The sequence below is a fragment of the Streptomyces antnestii genome (assembly GCF_004005495.1).
GTDB lineage: Bacteria > Actinomycetota > Actinomycetes > Streptomycetales > Streptomycetaceae > Streptomyces > Streptomyces antnestii.
The window spans coordinates 23908-44359 of record NZ_RZYA01000021.1; the positions used below are offsets into that span (position 1 = coordinate 23908).

General features: G+C 70.2%; 22 protein-coding genes and 1 pseudogene. 5 read left to right on the plus strand and 18 right to left on the minus strand.

Annotated features, from left to right (window positions below; translation table 11 throughout):
- Nucleotides 1–153 precede the first annotated feature (153 nt).
- From EOT10_RS32140 to EOT10_RS43255, 11 genes and pseudogenes are all read right to left on the minus strand, one after another.
- Entirely contained in the window at nt 154–1212 is a 1059-nt protein-coding gene (locus EOT10_RS32140; RefSeq protein ID WP_127831911.1) for a BMP family lipoprotein, read from the minus strand.
- 222 nt (nt 1213–1434) lie between these two features.
- Nucleotides 1435–2673 (minus strand): amidohydrolase, encoded by a 1239-nt coding sequence (locus EOT10_RS32145; protein ID WP_127832008.1) that lies wholly within the window; start codon nt 2671–2673, stop codon nt 1435–1437.
- 172 nt (nt 2674–2845) lie between these two features.
- A complete protein-coding gene (locus EOT10_RS32150; protein WP_223281329.1) occupies nt 2846–3625 on the minus strand; it encodes a Uma2 family endonuclease in 780 nt (259 codons plus the stop codon).
- A complete protein-coding gene (locus EOT10_RS32155; RefSeq protein ID WP_127831912.1) occupies nt 3622–4020 on the minus strand; it encodes an ATP-binding protein in 399 nt (132 codons plus the stop codon). The genes EOT10_RS32150 and EOT10_RS32155 overlap by 4 nt, the downstream gene beginning before the upstream one ends.
- Nucleotides 3980–4174, minus strand: a complete 195-nt coding sequence (locus EOT10_RS43245; RefSeq protein ID WP_431313346.1) for a hypothetical protein — start codon at nt 4172–4174, stop codon at nt 3980–3982. The genes EOT10_RS32155 and EOT10_RS43245 overlap by 41 nt, the downstream gene beginning before the upstream one ends.
- Nucleotides 4150–4485, minus strand: coding sequence for a hypothetical protein (locus EOT10_RS42675; protein WP_262985457.1), 336 nt, complete (start codon nt 4483–4485; stop codon nt 4150–4152). Before EOT10_RS42675 ends, EOT10_RS43245 begins: the two co-directional genes overlap by 25 nt.
- A gap of 239 nt (nt 4486–4724) precedes the next feature.
- On the minus strand, nt 4725–5108 hold the full coding sequence (locus tag EOT10_RS43250; RefSeq protein WP_431313347.1) for a DDE-type integrase/transposase/recombinase: 384 nt from the start codon (nt 5106–5108) through the stop codon (nt 4725–4727).
- Nucleotides 5023–5196: pseudogene (locus EOT10_RS32170) on the minus strand (transposase); the annotation flags it as partial. The pseudogene EOT10_RS32170 and the gene EOT10_RS43250, both read right to left, overlap by 86 nt.
- A gap of 9 nt (nt 5197–5205) precedes the next feature.
- Nucleotides 5206–5700 carry a DUF4232 domain-containing protein gene (locus EOT10_RS32175; protein WP_189492337.1) on the minus strand — a complete coding sequence of 165 codons (495 nt, stop codon included), beginning with the start codon at nt 5698–5700 and terminating at the stop codon, nt 5206–5208.
- A 250-nt stretch (nt 5701–5950) separates the two neighbouring features.
- Nucleotides 5951–6259: a hypothetical protein gene (locus EOT10_RS41455; protein ID WP_189492340.1), complete on the minus strand. Its 309-nt coding sequence runs from the start codon at nt 6257–6259 to the stop codon at nt 5951–5953.
- A 350-nt stretch (nt 6260–6609) separates the two neighbouring features.
- On the minus strand, nt 6610–6825 hold the full coding sequence (locus tag EOT10_RS43255; protein WP_431313345.1) for a hypothetical protein: 216 nt from the start codon (nt 6823–6825) through the stop codon (nt 6610–6612).
- Between the two features lie 111 nt (nt 6826–6936).
- On the opposite strand from EOT10_RS43255, the gene EOT10_RS32195 reads away from it, so the two are divergent.
- Nucleotides 6937–7668: an SDR family oxidoreductase gene (locus tag EOT10_RS32195; RefSeq protein WP_127831917.1), complete on the plus strand. Its 732-nt coding sequence runs from the start codon at nt 6937–6939 to the stop codon at nt 7666–7668.
- A 36-nt stretch (nt 7669–7704) separates the two neighbouring features.
- Here the strand turns inward: EOT10_RS32195 and EOT10_RS32200 are convergent, their stop codons facing one another.
- From EOT10_RS32200 to EOT10_RS32220, 5 genes are all read right to left on the minus strand, one after another.
- On the minus strand, nt 7705–8535 hold the full coding sequence (locus tag EOT10_RS32200; RefSeq protein ID WP_127831918.1) for a glycoside hydrolase domain-containing protein: 831 nt from the start codon (nt 8533–8535) through the stop codon (nt 7705–7707).
- Nucleotides 8536–8677: 142 nt separating this feature from the next.
- Nucleotides 8678–9763: a hypothetical protein gene (locus EOT10_RS32205; protein WP_127831919.1), complete on the minus strand. Its 1086-nt coding sequence runs from the start codon at nt 9761–9763 to the stop codon at nt 8678–8680.
- Nucleotides 9764–9849: 86 nt separating this feature from the next.
- Nucleotides 9850–10788, minus strand: coding sequence for an N-acetylneuraminate synthase family protein (locus EOT10_RS32210; RefSeq protein ID WP_127831920.1), 939 nt, complete (start codon nt 10786–10788; stop codon nt 9850–9852).
- A gap of 13 nt (nt 10789–10801) precedes the next feature.
- Nucleotides 10802–12103 (minus strand): N-acylneuraminate cytidylyltransferase, encoded by a 1302-nt coding sequence (locus EOT10_RS32215; RefSeq protein WP_127831921.1) that lies wholly within the window; start codon nt 12101–12103, stop codon nt 10802–10804.
- Nucleotides 12104–12156: 53 nt separating this feature from the next.
- Complete coding sequence (locus EOT10_RS32220; RefSeq protein WP_127831922.1) at nt 12157–13473, minus strand: DUF6716 putative glycosyltransferase; 1317 nt, start codon at nt 13471–13473, stop codon at nt 12157–12159.
- Nucleotides 13474–13671: 198 nt separating this feature from the next.
- Here EOT10_RS32220 and EOT10_RS32225 point away from each other — a divergent pair, with 198 nt between their 5' ends.
- The 4 genes from EOT10_RS32225 (at nt 13672) to EOT10_RS32240 (ending at nt 18116) form a co-directional block, all read left to right on the plus strand.
- Nucleotides 13672–14652 (plus strand): glycosyltransferase family 2 protein, encoded by a 981-nt coding sequence (locus tag EOT10_RS32225; protein ID WP_127831923.1) that lies wholly within the window; start codon nt 13672–13674, stop codon nt 14650–14652.
- Nucleotides 14649–15986 carry a polysialyltransferase family glycosyltransferase gene (locus tag EOT10_RS32230; protein ID WP_127831924.1) on the plus strand — a complete coding sequence of 446 codons (1338 nt, stop codon included), beginning with the start codon at nt 14649–14651 and terminating at the stop codon, nt 15984–15986. The genes EOT10_RS32225 and EOT10_RS32230 overlap by 4 nt, the downstream gene beginning before the upstream one ends.
- Nucleotides 15987–16069: 83 nt before the next feature.
- Nucleotides 16070–17125 carry an acyltransferase family protein gene (locus EOT10_RS32235; protein WP_431313348.1) on the plus strand — a complete coding sequence of 352 codons (1056 nt, stop codon included), beginning with the start codon at nt 16070–16072 and terminating at the stop codon, nt 17123–17125.
- Between the two features lie 94 nt (nt 17126–17219).
- The gene (locus EOT10_RS32240) at nt 17220–18116 is read left to right on the plus strand and encodes a class I SAM-dependent methyltransferase (RefSeq protein WP_127831926.1); all 897 of its coding nucleotides are present in this window, start codon (nt 17220–17222) and stop codon (nt 18114–18116) included.
- Nucleotides 18117–18123: 7 nt separating this feature from the next.
- Here the strand turns inward: EOT10_RS32240 and leuE are convergent, their stop codons facing one another.
- Together leuE and EOT10_RS32250 are read right to left on the minus strand one after the other, a co-directional pair.
- The gene (leuE, locus tag EOT10_RS32245) at nt 18124–18771 is read right to left on the minus strand and encodes a leucine efflux protein LeuE (RefSeq protein ID WP_127831927.1); all 648 of its coding nucleotides are present in this window, start codon (nt 18769–18771) and stop codon (nt 18124–18126) included.
- 76 nt (nt 18772–18847) lie between these two features.
- Entirely contained in the window at nt 18848–20428 is a 1581-nt protein-coding gene (locus tag EOT10_RS32250; protein WP_127831928.1) for an acyl-CoA mutase large subunit family protein, read from the minus strand.
- Nucleotides 20429–20452: the final 24 nt, after the last annotated feature.

Here is a 20452-nt window from a genome sequence, read left to right on the forward strand (position 1 = left end):
AGGCGAGGCCGTGCGGGGGCGCGTCGGCGACGCTAGTACGCCAACTCATGGCTACGCGCGTAGAGTTGACACATTGTTATGGCTCGGCGAGGGGGGCTTTCGCCGCTCCCCCGCCGAGCCCGGGCCGTGCGGCCGAAGCCGCACGGCCTCACATCACGGGGTCGTCTTGACCTTGACCTTGCCGCTCGCGATCTCCTGCTTGGCGGCGTCCAGCTTGGCCTTGATGTCGTCGATGTAGCCGCCGGACGTGGCGAGCGAGACACCGCCGTCCTTCAGGGCGTAGGTGTTGGTGCCGGTCTTCGGCGAACCGTCCTTGACCGACTGGATCAGGTCGTACACGCCGATGTCGACGTTCTTGACGACCGAGGTCAGGATCGAGGACTTGTACTTGGCGAGACCCGGGATGTTGTACTGGTCCGAGTCGACGCCGATGGCCCAGGCGCCCTTCGTGCCGGAGACGGCCTCGATGGCGCCGTTGCCGGAGGAGCCGGCCGCCGAGTAGACGACGTCCGCGCCCTTGTCGAGCATGCCCTGGGCCGCTTCCTTGCCCTTGTCGGGCGAGGCGAAGCCGGAGGTGTCCGAACCGTGGCTCAGGTACTGGACGTCGACCTTGATCTTCGGGTTGGTGGCCTTGACGCCCTGGACGTAACCCGCCTCGAACTTCTTGATCAGCGGGACGTCGACACCGCCGATGAAGCCGACGTGGTCCTTCTTCGTCTTCAGCGCGGCGGCGACGCCGGCCAGGTAGGAGCCCTGCTCCTCGGTGAAGACGATGGAGTCGGTGTTCTTGGCGTTCACCACGGAGTCGACGATGCCGAAGGTGGTCTTCGGGTACTTCGCGGAGACCTTGGTCATCGAGGTGGCGTACGCGTAGCCGACGCCGATGATGGGGTTGTAGCCGGCGTCGGCCAGGTCGGACAGGCGCTGCTCGCGGTCGGCCTCGGTGTCGGAGGTCTTGGCGGTCAGCTCCTTGAGGTCACCGCCGAACTCCTTCTTCGCCTTGTCGGCGCCGCGCGCGGCGGAGTCGTTGAAGGAGTGGTCGCCCCGGCCGCCGACGTCGAAGGCGAGGCCGATCTTGACCCCGCCCTTCTTGCCGGAGTCCGACGAGCCCGAGGACTTGTTGTCCGAGGAAGTGCCGCCACATGCGGTGGCGGTGAGAGCGAGTGCCGCGGTGGCTATGCACGCGGCGGAGATTTTGGCTACCCGGCGCAAGGGAGGCTCCTTCGACCTGACCTGACCCGACGCCGGGCTTCCGGCGCTGGTTTTCGGACGGATCGTAACGCGCGTAGATGTCAGATAAAGAGCCGTTCCGCAGCTGTTATCGGATTGACGCGAACGGGACCCGGCGGCGCGGTCTACGCGGCGTTACGGGGGTGGGTCGAGTGGGTTACATGGCGCCCACACCGACCCTGTCCCCGCACCGGTTCAGCCGTTCTACGCCCGTCCGGCGCCGTCCATCAGGGCCGCGGCGGTGAAGAGTTCGACGCCGACCGTGATCGCCGACTCGTCGGCGTCGAAGTCGCCCTGGTGCAGATCGCGTCCGCCGCGCTCGCCCGGGGTGCGCACGCCGAGGCGCGCCATGGTGCCCGGGACGTGCTCCAGGTACCAGGAGAAGTCCTCGCCGCCGAGGCTCTGCTGGGTGTCCTCGACGGAGTGGGGGCCGCGGCGGGCGGTCATCGCGGCGTGCACCAGGTCGGTGACGTCCGGGTCGTTGACGACGGGCGGGACTCCGCGGATGTAGTTGATCTCCGACTTGGCGCGGTAGAGGTCGGCGATCTCCTGGATCGCGCCGTGCACCAGGTCGGGCGCCTGCCGCCAGGCGTCGAGGTCGAGGCAGCGCACCGTGCCGGACAGCTCCGCATGCTGCGGGATCACGTTGCACGCGTGCCCCGACTCGATACGGCCCCAGGTCACGGCGAGACCCGAGCGGGCGTCGATGCGGCGGGCGACGAGCGCGGGGACCTCGGTGGCCACCTTCGCGGCGGCCGTCACGAGGTCGGTGGTGAGGTGGGGGCGCGCGGTGTGCCCGCCGGGCCCGTCGAGCGCGACCTCCAGGCGGTCGCAGGCCGAGGTGATCGCGCCGTGCCGAAGGCCGATCCGGCCCGCGTCGACCTTCGGGTCGCAGTGCACACCGATGATCCGGCCGACGCCTTCCAGCACACCGGACTCGATGGCGTCGGGCGCACCGCCGGGCAGCACCTCCTCGGCCGGCTGGAAGATCAGGCGTACGGGGTGCGGGAGCCGGCCCTGCCGGTGCAGCTCGGCGAGGACCAGGCCCGCGCCGAGCACGACCGTCGTGTGCACGTCGTGCCCGCAGGCGTGGGCCCGGTCCGGGACGGTGGAGCGGTAGGCGCAGCTCGTCTTGGTGTCCGGGATGGGCAGCGCGTCGATGTCGGCGCGCAGGGCGAGCATGGGACGCGTACCGTCCCGGTCCCCGATGTCACAGATGAGACCCGTGCCGATGTCGAGCACGCGGGGCGCGAGTCCGGCCTGCTCCAGGCGGGCGCGGATCGCGGCCGTCGTACGGAACTCCTGGTTGCCGAGCTCGGGGTGCATGTGCAAGTCACGCCGGAAGGCGACCAGTTCGGCACGCAGCTCCTCGGAGAGCGTGCCGGGCAGCGCCGCGGTGGGGGCCGCTTCCCCGGCCCTGTCGGCCTCGGACTCTCGGGACATCAGTCGGTTCACCCTTTGAAGGGTAGGCCGGGGCAGGGGGCAACGGCCTCACGATCAACAAAAGTTCAACCGGATTGGGGTAAGAAACCCGGCCGGAGTGCGCATGTATTTCACGCGGAGTGGGTACGAAGGCTCTTTCGCGCCGACTTGTGCTCGAGGCCCGGAATGGGCCTCATACACCACCCCCGGCCTCGCCTTCCCCTTCAACCGCACCCTCGTCCTTCACAGGCACGATGAACTCCGACGTGTCCAGTTCGAAGTCGAATGGTGTGGGTACGTGCAGGGGGCGACCGAATGGGAGTGTCGTACGGGACCTGTAGCCCTTGGGGGACGGGTCCCAGAAGGCGGTGGCCTCCGCGGCCTGCATATCGAGCACGAGGTAGACGGGAACGATCCGCCCGTACGTATCCAGCTTGTCGAGCCAGTCGACGTCCTTGGTGGACAGGGACGTCAGCTCGGCCACGAGGGAGAGCGCGGCTCCGTCGGCGTGACGGCCTTCGGCGTCGAAGGCGGCTTCGTCGGCGACGAAGAGATCGGGGCCGAAGCCGCGCCCACCGGCGGGGAAGGTGAAGAGAAAGGGGGAGGTCTCCGTGACCGTCCCTTCGGGCGCGCGGGCTTCCACCTGCTTGCGCAGGCTCCGCATCGGGCGTAGATAGCGCAACTTCGACCACGGCGACACGACGATCTTCCCCCGGATGAGCTCGGCCTTGTAGCCGTCAGGCGTGTCCAGTTCCTCGACGATCCGGAGCATCTCCTCGAAGGCTCCGGTGGACGGGGAGCCATCTATGACTTTCGGCCGCTCGATCATGGCGGTCACCGCGGTCCTCCGCTGCTTGCAGGGTGCATCGCTGCCTCCAAGGTAGCCCCGGGAGGGGGGCGCGGCCCGGTGCGTGCGCTCGACCACCCGGACGAGGTAACTCACGGTGACGGCGGTGCGGCGCCGGGGCGTCACGCCATGGTCCTTCGATCGACCCCCGGACCGACCTCGAACCACAGCAGCTTTCCGCCCCGCCCGGGTAGGCCGTCTCCCAGCGGGAAGCCACCCCACGCCTGCGCGCAATGCCGTACGAGCATCAGTCCGCGCCCGCCGTCGGCTCCGCCCGGGACGGGCCGCGATGGCCCGCGTTGCCCGGGCGGCCTGTCGAACGGGGCGGGGATGTGCGGGCTGGTGTCCCACACGCCGACGCGCACGCCGGGGGCACCCTCGGTGCCGAGTGCGCGCAGGCGCAGGGCGGCAGGCCCCTTGGTGTGCCGGTAGGCGTTGGTGACCAGCTCGGACGTCAACAGCTCGGCGGGATCGAGCAGTTCACAAAGCCCGTAGGCCGGGAGCACGGCCCGCAAGGTCATGCGGGCGATGCGCGCAGTGCGGGGGTCGTGGGGGAGGTGAAGGGCGGAACCAGTACTGGACGTAGAGTCCCAGGGCGTTGAGCTCGGCCGCGCTGGTGGCGAGGAGGAAGACGAACGCGTTCCATCCGTTCAGGAAGCCGGCGACGCGGTGGATGTACCGGTTCGAGTAGAGATGTAGGCGCCCGAGACGGGCTCATCGACCGCCATCTCACCCAGCGCCCGCATGACGAAGTAAATCGCCACGGCCGCGACGGCGTATGTCAGGATGTTCGCCGCACCAGCGGTTCTGACAGCCCAACCCGAGCCGTAGAAGAGGCCCGTTCCGATCGCCCCGCCGATGGCGATCATCTGGATGTGCCGGATCTTGAGATCCCGTTTGAGGTTTTCCTTCTCGGACGCCGCTGACCCGCCCCGACACTTCATCCGGCTCCCCGGCGTCCGTGGCTTCAACTCGACCATCGTCATGAAGAACGTGGTCAGCCCTCGCCCGCTCCCGGGCCGGCCGCCGCGCGAGCGCTCGCGCAAGGGCTCCGCAGTGTGACGGTGACTTCTGGAATACAACGGGGACCTGCGCATGGTGACCGTGACCGTCCTCGACCGCGGCCGTCCTCGGCCGGGGCGCGAGTATGCCGGTGGCACGCCTCGGCGTCCCGGAAACCCTCCGCGGCGGCGTTGCCGAAACAGCTCCCGGTCCTTCCCATGCTCTACCTGCCTCCCAACTCAGCTATTTTCGCGCGGAGTTGACTGGAGGTGTATTCCGGTCCGCGATCGCTGTGGATCGCACAGCCGGGTTCCAGCCGTCCCGTTCGGGCGGCCATGTCGAGTGCGTCGACGACGAGGTCGGCGCGGTGGTGGTCGGCCATCGAGCAGCCGATTACCACGCGGGTGCGATCCGGCGAGGGCGCCGCGGTGGTGTCGGCCCGGGTCAGGCTGCGGCGGCCGGTGCGTCGGCTGATCCCGGCGATGTGTCCACGATCAAGGGGAAGCTTCAATGAGCCGTTGCCCCGACGGCCCGAACGAAACGGTGGGCGACTGTTGCCACGTACAGCCTGACGTGGCAACAAACACGATCGCGGCCAGCACCTCACGATCACCATGCCGGAGCCGTCCACTGCACTGAGACTGCGAAGACGGCTCCGGGATCACCCGCTGAAACAACTCCCACAGCGGAAGCAATTGCGGGCGCTACCGCGTGCTCTGCACCGGGTTGACCTGGAAGACTCCGCATGCCTTCAGGTGGAAGGGGATCAGCACGGACTGGAAGCTGGCCGGCGGAAAGACGCGGATGAACGTCGAGGTCGGCCGACAGGTCGGCACCACGCTCGGGTTGTTGGTGCGGATGGTGGCGAATGCCGAGTGGTGCGGGTGGACGAACACGGTGGACACCGGGTGGGGGTTGCGGGTCGCCGGCGCGCCGATCTGGTGATGGTGCCTGTTCAGAAGGCTGACGCCCGGGTAGCCGCGCAGGACGCAGGTGTGCTGGGAGATGTTGGTGAACCGGATCGTGTGGAAGACCGATCCGGCGCCGCCAGTCGCCTGGCCGATGGACAGGTGCAGCTGGGCGACGTGGCAGGTGGGAGTCCTCGGCCGGGCCTGGGCGGTGGTGCCGACCGAGACGCCGGTGGCGGCGAGCAGAGCGGCGGATACCAGCGCCGTTGCGCGTCCGGAGATGGTGATCATGATGTACACCTTTGCGGCGGTGAAGGACGTCGGTCCCGTATCCGGCGGGACACGACCGGGGGGAGCCGGTGTACGGCTCGCCGTATGCCGTTGACGGGGCACAGATCCCCACCCGCTCGGGGGCGCGGACCGGCCGGACGGCGCGGGTACCGCTATGGCTCTGAGGCCTTCAAGGCCAAGCAATACTTTACTACCTGGCGCCCTCACCAGCATCTATGGCCGCAGGTGACCCGACCGGATCGGACCATGATCATGTCAGTGGCTGGTGACAGGATCCAGGGGCGCTGATCAAGGGATACGACGACGGCCCGCTGGTGGCGAGCGAATCACCGCTGACCCGCCCAGGCTTCTGGTCGAACTGCCTTCCCGCAATGTGCAACGACGGGGCATGTACCGAGCGGTGACGAGTATGTTCACCCTGATACGGATCCTGCTGATGGGCGACCGCGACAAGAACGCCGAAATCTTGGCGCTGCGCCACCAACTGGCCGTTCTGCAGCGGCAGATCGACAAGCCGAAGCTCACCTGGCCCGACCGCGACCTGCTGTGCCGCCGCCACGCCAAGGCCTCACCCAGGGCCATGTACGGCAGTTGCAGCAGCACTGGACCAACTGGCGTTGGCCGGAGCCGGCCGGCAGTCACCGGGCAGGCCCCTGCCGTCACCCCGACTGGCAGGGACTCACGACAGTGCTCACACACAGCATGACCAGCACGGACAAGGTTGCGGGCACTTTAGAGGCGGGCGCAGGTGGGGCAGGGTTCGCCCGTACCGCCGTACCCCGACCCCAACCCCCGCCACCCCGAACGCCCCAGCCACCAGCACGGCGCTCACCCACACGGGAGCCCGGTAGCCCAGGTTCGTGGTCAGTGCGCGGCCGCCGAGCCATGGGCCCAGCGCCGCGCCCACGTTCAGTGCGGCGCCGTGGCGAACGCGCCCGCGAGGGTGGGGCTGTGGGAGACGCGTACAGGGACTGGGCGAGCCCAGATCCTCCGGAGTTCGGGGAACACCCCCGCCACCACCGTCGGGCCGCGGCGTTCCAGGCGGGCGACGAGGCCGGTGATGTTCGTCCTGTCGCAGCCGAGGAGGCGGGCCAGCTCACCGAAGGCAGGGGTCTCCTTCTTCAACTGGCGGAGAAGTTCGGCCTGTTGGAGGGTCAGGCCATTTAGTTGACACCCTCGACTTTATGGCCGAGGGTGTCGGTCACTGCCTCAGTGGATCTTCCTTAGAAGCATTCCATGACCGACCGCGTCGCCCTCGTGACCGGAGCCTCCCGCGGCATCGGCCGCGGCATAGCCGAGCGGCTCGGCGCGGACGGCGCGGCCGTCGTCGTCAACTACCGCTCGGACGCGGACGCAGCCGCCAAAGCCGTCGCCACGATCGAGGTGTCGGGCGGCCGGGCCACCGCCTTGCAGGGCGACGCCACCGAACTGGCCGAACTGCGCACCCTGTTCGACATCGCGGAGCGGGAGTACGGCGGCGTGGACGTCGTCGTCTGCAACGTCGGCATCGCCCGCTTCACGCCTATCGCCGAGACCAGCGACGACGACTTCGACGCGATCTTCCGTACGAACACCCGGGCCACGTTCCTCGCGCTGCGCGAGGCGGCGCGCCGGGTGCGCGACGGCGGCCGGATCGTCGTCATCTCCAGCGGCACCACCGTGCACCGGCGGCCCGGCGCCGGTGTCTACGGGGCGTCGAAGGCGGCGGGCGACGCGCTGATGCGCACCCTTGCCCACGAGCTCGGCCCGCGCCGCGTCACGGTCAACAGCGTGCTGCCCGGCGCCACCGACACCGATGCCCTTGCCTCCCAGCTCCCCAAGCAGGCTCGCGCCGAGATCGCGGCCCGCACCCCGCTGGGGCGCCTGGGCCGGACCGACGACATCGCGGAGGTGGTCGGATTCCTCGCCTCCGACGCGGGCCGGTGGATCACGGGGCAGACGATCCACGCCTCTGGCGGGCTGTTCTGACCCCGGCTCCGTACCTCAGCTGGGAGGCAGCGGCGGTCAGCCGACGATCGCGACCGGTGCGTCCCACGCGTCGCGGTCCACGGTGATCGCGTAACCGCCGCGCGACTCCTTGCTGTTCACCATGTACTGGTGGGCGCGGCGGTGGCCGGTCCACTGGGTGGAGGCGAAGGGCCAGTCGGTCGTGGTGGTGTTGACCTTGTCCCAGAGCGCGTACCAGAGGATGTCCGGCAGGTCGGTGCGGTTCGTGGCGGTGGCGACGGCCTTGGCGCTGGAGCTGCGGAAGCCGTAGAAGCCGGCCCAGTAGCCCTTGGCGTGCACGGCCTTGTCCCAGGCGCGGACGTAGCTGAGGACCGCGTTGTTGCAGGACGTGTTCGTGGTGTCGTACGACTCCATGTCCAGGTAGAGCGCGGTGCCGGGCTTCATGCCGAGGGCGGTGGCCTTGGTGACGGCGTCGGTGCCGTCCGTGGTGCCGAGGGACGCGGCCGTGGTGGCGGTCATCTTCTCGGGGTTCGCGCCGGACTGGCAGGGCGGCTGGGCGCCCACGTAGAGCGGGACCAGTTTCCAGCCGGAGGCGCTGACCGACTTCACCCAGGACGCGGTGAGGTTGGGCTGGGCGCAGCCTCGGTTCTTGCCGCCCACGTAGACGGCGGCGGCTCCGTAGAAGCCGGTCTTCCATGCCTTCATGGCGGACAGGGAGGGGGCCGTACAGGTGTCGAAGGCGCGGCCGGTGTACGTCTGGGGTGTGGGGAGGGTGGTGGCCGTCGCGGTCTGGGCGACGATCGCTCCGGTGGCGGCGAGGGCCACGCCCGCGGCGGACCAGGTGAGGTAGCGGCGTCTCTTGGACTGGCGGTGTCGGGGGTGGGTCACGGGGATTCGGGTTCCTCTGGCGCTGGATACGGGAGTGGGGGGTGCGGTGGGTTGGACCGCCCCCGGCCCCGTCGCGTTGCCCCGCACATGGCTATGTGATCACCAAGGTCTCACCAAGACGCACCCGGGCCGTGCCCGTACGTCAGACCGCCGGGGCGACCGACGCGAGGCGGTGCACGTCGCGCGCCGTTCCGGTGACGCCCGAGAGGAAGCCCTGGGCGCGCGGTGAGGCGTTCTCCGTGAGCCAGGCCGGGTCGATGTCGCAGACGGCGACGCGGACCTCGGTGCCGGCGAGGGCCAGGGGCAGGGTGTGGACGACCGTCGAGGGGAAGCTGAGGATCGTCCGGCCGATGGGGCCGCGGCGGGCGATCAGTTCGAGGGGCAGGTCGGGGCGGACCACTTCGAGGCCGGTCTCGATGGCGAGGCGGTGCAGTTTGTCGCTGCTCTCGCGGCGGTGGGCGAAGTAGCGGGTCGCGCCGTGGGCGCGGGCGAGGGCCCGGACGGCCTCCAGGTAGCGGTCCGGGTCGACGACGCCGGTCTCGACGAGGGACGTGCCGACGAGGTCGGCGCCCTTCGTCATGCGGGGCGGGCCGAAGCGGGCGCGGGTCCAGGTGAAGTCGTTGCGGGTGACGCGGACGCCGTCGGGGACGGAGTCGATGGGCATGGCCGAGAAGACCTCGACGGTGCGGCGCTCCCCGTCGGGGGTGAGGCGGCGGCGGGCGACGGCGGAGACGGGCGCGAACACGAGGTCGCGCGGGCCGGGGCGGCCGCCGCGGCGGTGCCAGCGCACGAGGCGTTCGCCGCGGGCGAGCTGGGAGACGAACTCCATGGTCGCGGTGCCGTCGTCGACGACGACGAGTTCGGCGGCGCGGGTGATCGTCAGGAGGAGCTGGACGTAACGGGAGAACGGGTCGCCTATGACGATCCGGGCGGCTCTGCGCAGCGGCCCTGCGAGTCCGCCGATGGTGTGGAAGGGGGCGGTGGCGCCGCCGCGGGCCTCCTCCCAGCGGACGGTGTGGCCCTCGTCGCGGGCGAGTTCGGCCATGCGGCGCAGCTGGCCACGGGTCATGGGGTCCGTGGGCGACAGGACGACGAGGGTGACCCGGTGGTCCGGGCCTATGTCGCCGGAGGCGCCGGCGAGATGCGCCCACTCCAGGACGTTGAGGAGCTGGACGGGGCTCTCCACGAAACACAGGGTTCCGGAGCGTGCTGTTGACATGGACGGCATGGGCCCTCCGTGGGACCTGTGGGGGTTGGGGGCCCGTGGGCCGGCGCCCGGCTGGGCGCCGGCCCACACGGGCTGGCGTCGGACGGTCAGACGCCGACCGGCTCGCCCGCGGCGACGGCGATCTCCGACTCGGCGACGACGCCCGCGACGCGGCGGAGCTTCTTCATCGGGCCGAGCTCGGACTCGTAGACCTTCTTGACGCCGTCACCGAGGGACGCCTCGATGGTGCGGATGTCGCGCACGAGGCGGGTGAGGCCCTGCGGCTCGACGGAGGCGGCCTGGTCGGAGCCCCACATGGCGCGGTCGAGGGTGATGTGGCGCTCGACGAAGGCGGCGCCGAGGGCGACGGCGGCGAGCGTGGTCTGCAGGCCGGTCTCGTGGCCGGAGTAGCCGATCGGGACGTTCGGGTACTCGGCCTGGAGGGTGTTGATCACGCGGAGGTTGAGCTCCTCGGCGACCGACGGGTACGTCGACGTGGCGTGGCACATGAGGATGTTGTCCGAGCCGAGGACCTCGACCGCGTGGCGGATCTGCTTCGGGGTGGACATGCCGGTGGAGAGGATCACCGTGCGGCCGGTGGCGCGCAGGGCGCGCAGCAGCTCGTCGTCGGTGAGCGAGGCGGAGGCGACCTTGTGGGCCGGGACGTCGAACTTCTCCAGGAAGGCGACGGCCTCGGTGTCCCACGGGGAGGCGAACCAGTCGATGCCGCGCTTCTTGCAGTGCTCGTCGATCTGGCGGTACTCGTCCTCGCCGAACTCGACGCGGTGACGGTAGTCGATGTACGTCATCCGGCCCCAGGGGGTGTCGCGCTCGATGTCCCACTGGTCGCGCGGGGTGCAGATCTCCGGGGTGCGCTTCTGGAACTTGACGGCGTCACAGCCGGCCTCGGCGGCCACGTCGATCAGCTTGAAGGCGTTCTCGAGGTCGCCGTTGTGGTTGATGCCGATCTCGCCGGTGATGTAGACGGGCTGACCGGGGCCGGCCGTCTTCGAACCGAACGTGCGCAGGCGGGAGTTGGTGCTCATGAGGGGAGGTTCCTTACTTGTTGAGGGAGTCGAGAGAAGGGCCGAGGATCCAGGTGGCGATCTCTCGGATCGCGCCGTCACCGCCGGGCAGGCTGGTGACCGCGCGTGCGGCGCCGCGTACGACGTCGTGGGCGCTCGCGACCGCCACGGGCCAGCCGACGAGGCCGAAGCACGGGAGGTCGTTGACGTCGTTGCCGACGTAGAGCACGCGCTCGGGCGCGATGCCCTGCTCCTCGCACCACTGCTTCAGTGCGAGGTCCTTGCGGTCGATGCCGTGCAGGACCGGGATCTTGAGCTTCCTGGCCCGGGCGGCGACCACCGGGTTCTGTTCCGTGGACAGGATCAGCAGCGGCAGGCCCGCGTTGCGCAGGGCCGCGATGCCGAGGCCGTCACCGCGGTGCACGGTGACGAACTCCCGTCCGTCGGAGTCGATCAGCACCTTGTCGTCCGTCTGGGTGCCGTCGAAGTCGAGGACGACCGCGTCGATGTCCCGCGCGGTCGGGAGGGCGCCGGGCCGGTTCGCGTCGAACAGCGGCGCGAGGACGCGGGCCCGGGAGAGGTCGTGCGGGTCGTCGATCTCCAGGACGCGCGCGGGGTCGGTGCGGACGAGTTCCGTGCGGCCGAAGAAGCGGTGCCTGGCCTCGCGGAAGCCGCTCGCGTCCATGCCGTAGACCGCGCCGGTCTCCAGGAGGTCCTGGGGGCGGTCCTGGCGCATCTGGCGGAAGGACTTGTCGTGGTTGACGCCGTAGCCGCCGCTGGTGGCGGCGGAGGCAACGAGGGTGTCGGTGCCGCCGCCCTCGACGGCGGCACGCTCGACGGCGGCGGGCGCGGGCTCGTCCGCGGCGTCGCGCCACACGAAGCCGTGGAAGGGGGCGACGGTGAGGGCCGAGTCGGCGCCCTTCCCGACGATCGCCTCGACGACGCCGTCGATGTCCTCGCGGACGATGAAGGGGCTGGTGCACTGCACGAGCAGGACCACGTCGACCGCGGCGCCCTGCAGCGCCTCGTGGGCGTCCATGGCGTGCAGCACGGCCGCCTCGGAGCTCGACTTGTCGCCGGCGATGGCGGCGGGCCGCAGCACGACCTCGGCGCCGGCCTCACGGGCGGCGGCGGCGATCGCGGCGTCGTCCGTGGAGACCACGACGTCCGTGACGAGGCGGGTGGCGCGGCACTCGCGGACGGCGCGGGCCACGAGGGGCACGCCGCCGACGGGGGCGAGGTTCTTGGCGGGCACTCCCTTGGAGCCGCCGCGGGCGGGGATCACGGCGAGGACGCGGCGGACCGGTGCCGCTGTGCCCGCTTCCGGGTTGGTCATCAGATCTCCTTGAGGGGTACGGGCGTTCACGGCGCTCCGCGGGGCGTCGGCGTTCACAGCTCGCCCATCCGCCGGATGACGGGCGCCACGCGCTGCACTCCGTGGCGGTAGGCGCCGCGGGCGGCGCGGCGCACGATCTGCCGTACGGGCCCGGCCTCCTTGCCGGCGGCGGGGGCGCCGGGCAGCGGCGTCCCGTCGGGGGCGAGGTGGTGGCGGGCGAGGATGCGCGGCAGGTAGCCGGGGGCGGTGGTGAGGCTGTAGTAGGGGGCGAGCGGCGGGAGCCGGTCGGCGGCGAGGAGGCCGGTGACGCGGGCACGTGCCGTGTCGAAGGCCGTGTCGTACGTGCCGTCGGCGGCGACGCCCTGGCGGGACACCCACCGCGCGTCCGCCTCGGGCAGGTGCCCGGCGTCGAGCTGGTCCCAGGAGGCGAGGCAGCCGGAACCGGTGAAGTGGTGGTTGCCGAGCGCCTCGCGCACCCCGAGATCGGTGAGCAGAACCGTGGGGATGCGGCGATGCATCGCTTCGAGCGCGGCCGTCGAACTGACGGTGACCAGCAGGTCGGTGCGGTCGAGTACCTCGCCCATGTGCCCGTAGACGAGGCGGCAGTTGGCGGGCAGGCCGCCCTCGATGCGCTGCGCGAGTTTCTGGTAGGGCGCCTCTTCGATGTGGGTGGTGTGCTCGCCCGGCTTGCTGCGGAGCTTGAGCAGGACCTCGCGGTCGGGGTGCAGCCGTGCGTGCTGGACGAGCCGGCCGAGCAGGTAGGCGCGGTCGGCGGGGGTGTCCGGTACGGAGGGCTGCGCGGCGAAGACGACCGTGTACGGGTCGTGCTTCTCCTCGTAGGGCGCGCCTCCGAGGAACGGCAGCGCGCACTCCGTCACGGCCGACGCGTCGGCGTCCACCCCCTCGTACACGGCGCGGAAACGGTCCGCGTCGTGGCGGGAGTTGGCGAGGACGAGGTCGGCGCCGTGCCGCAGGAGGAGTCCGTCGGCGAGCTTCTCGTAGACGACACCCACATAGCCGGTGACGACGACGGGCCGCTTCGTCCGGCCCTGCCAGGCCCGCGCGAGGCCGTGCAGCATGGCCTGGACGGCGCCGCCGACGAGGGCGAGGACGACGACGTCGTACCGGTCGGCGTCCCGCTCCATGGCGCGCAGGAATTCGACGGCGGTGACTTCGTCGAGGCTGTCGGCGCGGACGCCGACCTCGTCGAGCTGGCGGGGTGTGGGGGTGGCCCGGCCGCGCAGGAGGAATCCGCCGAGCGGGCTCTCGTCGGTGGTGATGCGGCGCGCGGTGAGCGCGCCCCACTTCCACCGGGTGTCGGAGTCCGCGAGCACGGCGACCCGTGGGGTCTCAGAGGTACTTGCTGGCACACGGAAGAAGCTAGGAAGGCATGGAGATCCGCGGCCCAACCGGACCTCAACAAACGGTTAACAGCGCACCGACGAATGGCGAATCGGGCCGGGAAGTCGCCGGGAATCAGGCTGGTTCACGGTTCCGCCACGCGTCGTTCACCTGGCATCTTTCCAACGGTCAAGACGAATGCCGGGCCGCCGCCTAGCGTCCTTCACGTGGTCAAGCTCTCCGTCATCGTGCCGTTCTACAACGTGCAGCAATACGCGCCCGACACTCTCAGAAGTCTTCGTGCGAACGCGCGCGACGACTTCGAATTCATTCTCGTCGACGACTGTTCGAAGGACGAGACCCCGGACATTCTCGCGCGCGCCGAGCGCGAGCTGCCCGGCGCCGTTCTGGTCAGACACGAAAAGAACGGAGGCCTGGCGACAGCCCGCAACACGGGACTCGACGCGTCGCGCGGCGAGTACGTCACCTTCCTGGACGGCGACGACTGGCTCGCCCCCGGGTACTACGAGCAACTCGTCGCCTCTATCGAGGGGTTGGGCTGCGACTTCGTCCGCACGGACCATGTCCAGTGCACCGCGCGGGCGCGCAGCGTCCACCGTGTTCCGCACGGCCGGCGCGGCGTCGTCATGGACCCGCGCGAGGCGATCCTGCCGGCCGACCGGTCGACGTCGGTGGACTACGCGTACGCGTGGGCCGGCATCTACCACCGGCGGCTCGCCGACGCGGGCCTGCTGCACTTCACCGACGGCCTGCGCACGGCCGAGGACAGGCCGTGGATCTGGCGGCTGCACCGGGAGGCGAAATCCTTCGCCGCGGTGGGACTTCTCGGTGTGTTCTACCGGCGCGGCGTCGCGTCCTCGCTGACGCAGATCGGCGACGTGCGGCAACTCGATTTCATCAAGGCGTTCGACCAGGTCGTCGCGGAAACCGCTCAGGACAAGGACGCGGAAATCCTTCTTCCGAAGGCCGTCCGTACGTACTGCGCGATTATTTCCCACCACCTGGGATCCATCGAAAGGTTCGAACCCGCAGTGGCGCGCAAATTGAAAACAATGAGTTCGGCGGCACTGAAGCGGATGCCGCAGGACGTGCTCGACGACGCGCTCGACTCGATGGACGTGCAGCGGGCGACGCGCCTGCGCCGCCTCCGGCGCCGGCCCGCCGCCACGGGGGTGGCTGCCGCGTGACCACGCAGATCTTCCTCGCCTCCACGCTGTACGGGACGGCGACGCTCGCCGCGGCCCTCGACGCGGACTGTTTCGGCCCCGCGGACCGGCGCATCCTGCTGGTCGCCAACAACGCGGCGACCCCGGAGACGACGCCCGCCGTCGACACGATGCCGGGCTTCGACCGCCTTCGCGGCCGCTTCGACGACGTCGTGTCGTGGAACGAGACCATCGAGCCGTTCCACCCGGGCGGCTGGGCCCCGCGCCCCGACGACGTACCCCTGTGGGAGCGCCATCTGCGGCTCGCCTGGGACCTGGGCGACGACGACGTCGAGCTGGCCGTGGAGTCGATCCAGGTCAACCCCGCGATGGCGGTCGCCCAGATCTTCACCGGGGCGCCCGTCGACGTGTACGCGGACGGCCTGATGAGCTACGGCCCGACCCGCAGCAAGATCGACCCTCTGGTCGGCACGCGCGTACGGCGGCTGCTGCACCTGGACCTCGTGCCGGACCTGAAGCCGCTGCTCCTCACCGAGTTCGGCGTCGGCCCCGAGATCGTGCCGACGGACGTCTTCGTGAAGGTGCTCGCCGAACTGGGCGACGTCAGCGGCGAGTTGCCGCCCGTCGGGCCCGAACCGGCCGTGCTCCTCGGCCAGTACCTCTCCGCGCTCGACATCCTCACCGCGCAGGAGGAGGAGGACCTGCACGTGCGGATGATGCGCGGCGCGGTCGCCCTCGGCCACACGCGGATCGTCTTCAAGCCGCACCCGACGGCGCCGGCCACCTGGTCGCGCACCCTCGAGGCGGAGGCGGAGAAGCTCGGCGCCGAGCTCACCGTCCTCGACACGCCCGTGCTCGCCGAGGTCCTCTTCCAGCGGATGCGTCCGGCCCTGGTGGTCGGCTGCTTCTCCACGGCGCTCCTGACCGCGTCCGCGCTCTACGGCATCCCGGTCGCCCGCATCGGCACCGGCACCCTCCTCGACCGCCTCGCGCCGTACCAGAACAGCAACCGCGTGCCGGTCACGATCGTGGACGCGCTGCTGCCGGACCTGTCGGACCCGGCGGCGGTCACCGCGCAGGAACACGGCACGGCGACCGCCGAACTGAACCAGCTGGTGCGGGCCGTCGGCTTCGCGATGCAGCCGAAGATCTACCCGGAGCTGCGGGCGGCGGCCGAGCGGTACCTCTCGACGCACCTGGACGACCACACCTGGCGCTACTTCAAGCGGCGTCGGCTCACGTCACTCGCGCTCCCCGGCGCCGTCCCCGCCCAGCTCGCGTTCATCCCGCGCAACGCGACGGTGCGCCGGGTCGCCCGCCGCGCGCGGTCCTTCAAGAGGGCGGCCCTCGGGTGAGCACCGGGCAGAGCACGCTCCCGAAGCTCTCACCGGGAGCGGACACCGCGGCGGGGCGGCCGGCGCGCGCCCACGCGCCTCGGCTGCGGGCCCTCGACGGCCTGCGCCTGATCGCGGCCCTGATGGTCGCCGCGTACCACTACGGCGGCCGTGACGGTGAGGTGTCCCAGGCGTGGGGCGCCTCACCGAAGACCCAATTCCCGTCGCTGCACCAGTGGTTCGCCTACGGCTGTCTGGGCGTGCAGGTCTTCTTCGTCATCAGCGGGTTCGTGATCTGCATGAGCGGCTGGGGCAAGCCCCTGCGGTCGTTCTTCGCCTCACGCGCGTCGCGCCTGCTGCCCTCGTACTGGGCGGCGGTGATCCTCGTGACGGCGGTCTTCGCGCTGCCCGCGGTCGCGTACAAGGCGGTCTCGCCCAGCGACGCGCTGCTCAACCTGACGATGCTTCAGCAGCCGCTCGGCGTGGACCGGGTGCTCGGCGTCTGCTGGACGCTGTGGGCCGAGGTCCGCTTCTACGCGCTGTTCGCCCTGTGCGTCGTCCTGCCGGGCGCGAACCGGCGCCGCATCGTGCTGTTCTGCGCGGTGTGGACGCTCGCGGCGGCGATCGCGCAGGCGTCCGGCGAGGCGACCCTGAACATCGTGCTGATGCCGGAGTACGCGCCGTTCTTCATCGGCGGGGTGGGCCTCTATCTCCTCCACATCGACCGCCGCGACATGACGGCCTGGGGCATCGTCCTCGTGAGCTGGCTGATCGGCCAGCACTACGCGGTGGCCCGCCTGTGGCACGCGCCGGATCCGCACTTCTTCTCGTATCGCTCGTCGGGCACGATCATGCTGGTCGTGACGCTCGGTTTCGTGGCGGTGGGGGCGATCGCGCTCGGGTTCCTGAACCGGGTGAACTGGAAGTGGCTGACGGTCGCGGGCGCGCTGACGTACCCGTTCTACCTGGTGCACGAGCATCTGGGCTGGGTGGCGATCGAGGTGCTGCACCGCCGTCTCGGGCTCCCGTCAGCGGCGACGTTCGCCCTCACGGTGGCCTCGATGCTCCTCCTCGCCTGGCTCCTCAACCGCTTCGTCGAGAAGCCGCTCACACCTTTCCTGCGCAAACACCTGAACCCGATTTCCGCCAGACTTCACTGAGGATTCATACCCGTTGGAGTTTGCTGCACGATTGGCAGATGCGATCCACGAGCGCCTTGACCCTGCCGTTCGGGAGCTCGTAGGTTCGCGTCCCATGACTGCTGCGCACGACACCGCCCGGCGCCCCATCGACCTCGACGATGTCCCGGGCTGGTTCCCCCCGCTCGACCAACTCCTGTTCACCTGGTTCCTGGAACGACAGGCACGGCAGGAGGTCCACGGCGACCTCCTGGAACTCGGTGTCTACCTCGGCAAGAGCGCGGTGCTTCTCGGCCACCACCTCCAGGACTCCGAGAAGTTCACCGTGTGCGACCTGTTCGAGGGCGACGCCCCGGACCAGGCGAACCGGGCCGAGGCCACCAAGTCGTACGGCTCGCTGACCCGGCGGGCCTTCGAGGAGAACTACCTCTCGTTCCACGACGACCTGCCGAAGGTCGTCCAGGCCCCCAGCTCCGTGATCTCCACCGAGGTCGCCCCGCGCACCTGCCGCTTCGTCCACATCGACGCCTCGCACCTGTACGAGCATGTGTACGGCGACATCACCGCGGCCCGTGACGCGCTCCTGCCGGGCGGCGTCGTGGTCCTCGACGACTTCCGCTCCGAGCACACCCCGGGCGTCTCCGTCGCCGCGTGGGAAGCCGTCCTCAACCGCGGCCTGCGCCCGCTGTGCCTGAGCACCCAGAAGCTGTACGCCACCTGGGAGGACCCGGAGCCCGTACAGGACGAGCTCCTCGCCATGCTGAGGGAGCGCGACGACATCGCGTTGAGCGTGCAGGAGGCGGCCGGTCACCGCCTGGTCCGGGCGAAGTCGAAGGGGGTCAAGGCGCCCGCATCCCCGCGTTCGCGCCACGTCGCGCAGGAGCCGGCACCAGCCCCCGCAGTGCCGCGCCCCGCCCCCCGAAGCGCCGCCTCCCGCAGCCGCGCCCGCCGCCTCGCGGTCGACCTGCTGCCGCCCCTGGTGACCCGGGCGGTACGCCGGGCCCGGAGCTAGCTGGGATTTACGCCAGAGAGAGCTTGACCGCGAAGCCCAGGAACAGGAGCCCCGCTGCCGTGGTGGCGCCCGCCGAGAGGCGCTTGCGGCGGCGGAAGGCGTCGGCGAGACGCGTGCCGCTGAAGATCAGGGTGGAGAGGTAGAGGAAGCTCGCGGTCTGGAGCAGGCCGCCGAGGACCAGGAAGGACAGCGCCGGGTAGGCGTAGTGCGGGTCCACGAACTGCACGAAGAAGGAGATCAGGAAGAGGATCGCCTTCGGGTTGAAGAGGCTGACGATCAGGGCCCGGCGGTACGGGTGCTCCTCGGCGCCGACAGGCTGGGTCTCCACCGGAGCCTCGGCCTGCTCACCCCGCTGCTTCCACATCGCGTACGCGGAGCGGATCATGCCGAACGCCATGTAGCTCAGGTAGCCCGCGCCCGCGTACTTGACGATCAGGAAGAGCAGCGGTGTCGTCTGGAGCACGGAGGCGGCGCCGAGCGCGGCCAGTGTCATCAGGATCGTGTCCCCGGTGAAGACGCCCGCCGCGGCCGCGTATCCGGTGCGTATGCCCTTGCGGGCGGCGACGGAGAGCACGTACAGCGAGTTGGGTCCGGGGAGCAGGACGATCAGGACGAGTCCCGCGAGATAAGTGGGCAGATTGATGACACCGAGCATGAAAGGGAGTGTCGCACGCCTATATGGCCATACGACACTCCCGGTCAGAAGGTGATACGCGGCCCCGGAACAGGCCTCAGAACGCGTCCGTCGGGATGTACGTGCCCCACACGTCGCGCAGCGCGTTGCAGACCTCGCCGACGGTGGCGCGGGCGCGCAGCGCGTCCTTCATCGGGTAGAGGACGTTGTCCTCGCCCTCGGCCGCCTTCTTGAGCGCCGCGAGCGCCGCGTCCACGGCCGCCTGGTCGCGTTCGGCGCGCAGCCGCGCGAGCCGCTCGGCCTGCTGGGCCTCGATCGCCGGGTCGACGCGCAGCGGCTCGTAGGGCTCCTCGGCGTCGAGCTGGTAGCGGTTGACGCCGACCACGACGCGCTCGCCGGAGTCGGTCTCCTGCGCGATGCGGTACGCGGAGCGCTCGATCTCGTTCTTCTGGAAGCCGTGCTCGATGGCGTTGACCGCGCCGCCCAGGTCCTCGACCTTGCCCATGAGTTCGAGAGCGGCGGCCTCCACGTCGTCCGTCATCTTCTCGACGACGTACGACCCGGCGAACGGGTCGACGGTGGCGGTCACGTCGGTCTCGTAGGCGAGGACCTGCTGGGTGCGCAGGGCGAGGCGGGCGGACTTGTCGGTCGGCAGCGCGATGGCCTCGTCGAAGGAGTTCGTGTGCAGGGACTGCGTGCCGCCGAGCACGGCGCCGAGGCCCTGGACGGCGACGCGGACGAGGTTGACCTCGGGCTGCTGGGCGGTGAGCTGCACGCCCGCGGTCTGCGTGTGGAAGCGGAGCATCAGCGACTTGGGGTTCTCGGCGCCGAACTCGTCCCGCATGACCTTGGCCCAAATACGCCTGGCCGCACGGAACTTGGCGACCTCTTCGAGGATCGTCGTACGGGCCACGAAGAAGAAGGAGAGGCGCGGCGCGAAGTCGTCGACGTCCATGCCGGCCGCGACCGCCGTGCGCACGTACTCGATGCCGTCCGCGAGCGTGAAGGCGATCTCCTGCGCGGGCGAGGCACCGGCCTCGGCCATGTGGTAGCCGGAGATCGAGATGGTGTTCCACTTCGGGATCTCGGCCTTGCAGTACTTGAAGATGTCGGCGATCAGCCGCAGCGACGGCTTCGGCGGGAAGATGTACGTGCCGCGCGCGATGTACTCCTTCAGCACGTCGTTCTGGATCGTGCCGGTCAGCTGGTCCGCGGGGACGCCCTGTTCCTCGCCGACGAGCTGGTACATGAGCAGGAGCAGCGCGGCCGGGGCGTTGATCGTCATCGACGTGGACACCTTGTCCAGCGGGATGCCGCCGAACAGGACCCGCATGTCGTCGATCGAGTCGATGGCGACGCCGACCTTGCCGACCTCGCCGGACGCGATCGGGGCGTCCGAGTCGTGGCCCATCTGCGTGGGCAGGTCGAAGGCGACGGACAGGCCCATGGTGCCGTTGGCGATGAGCTGCTTGTACCGGGCGTTGGACTCGACGGCGGTGCCGAAGCCCGCGTACTGGCGCATCGTCCACGGGCGGCCCGTGTACATCGACGGGTAGACACCCCGCGTGAAGGGGTACTTGCCGGGCTCGCCCAGCTTCTCGGCCGCGTCCCAGCCCGCCAGCGAATCAGGGCCGTAGACCGGCTCGATGGGCAGTCCTGACTCAGACTCGCGCGCCATGGTTGTGCCTCCAGCTCGGGTGTT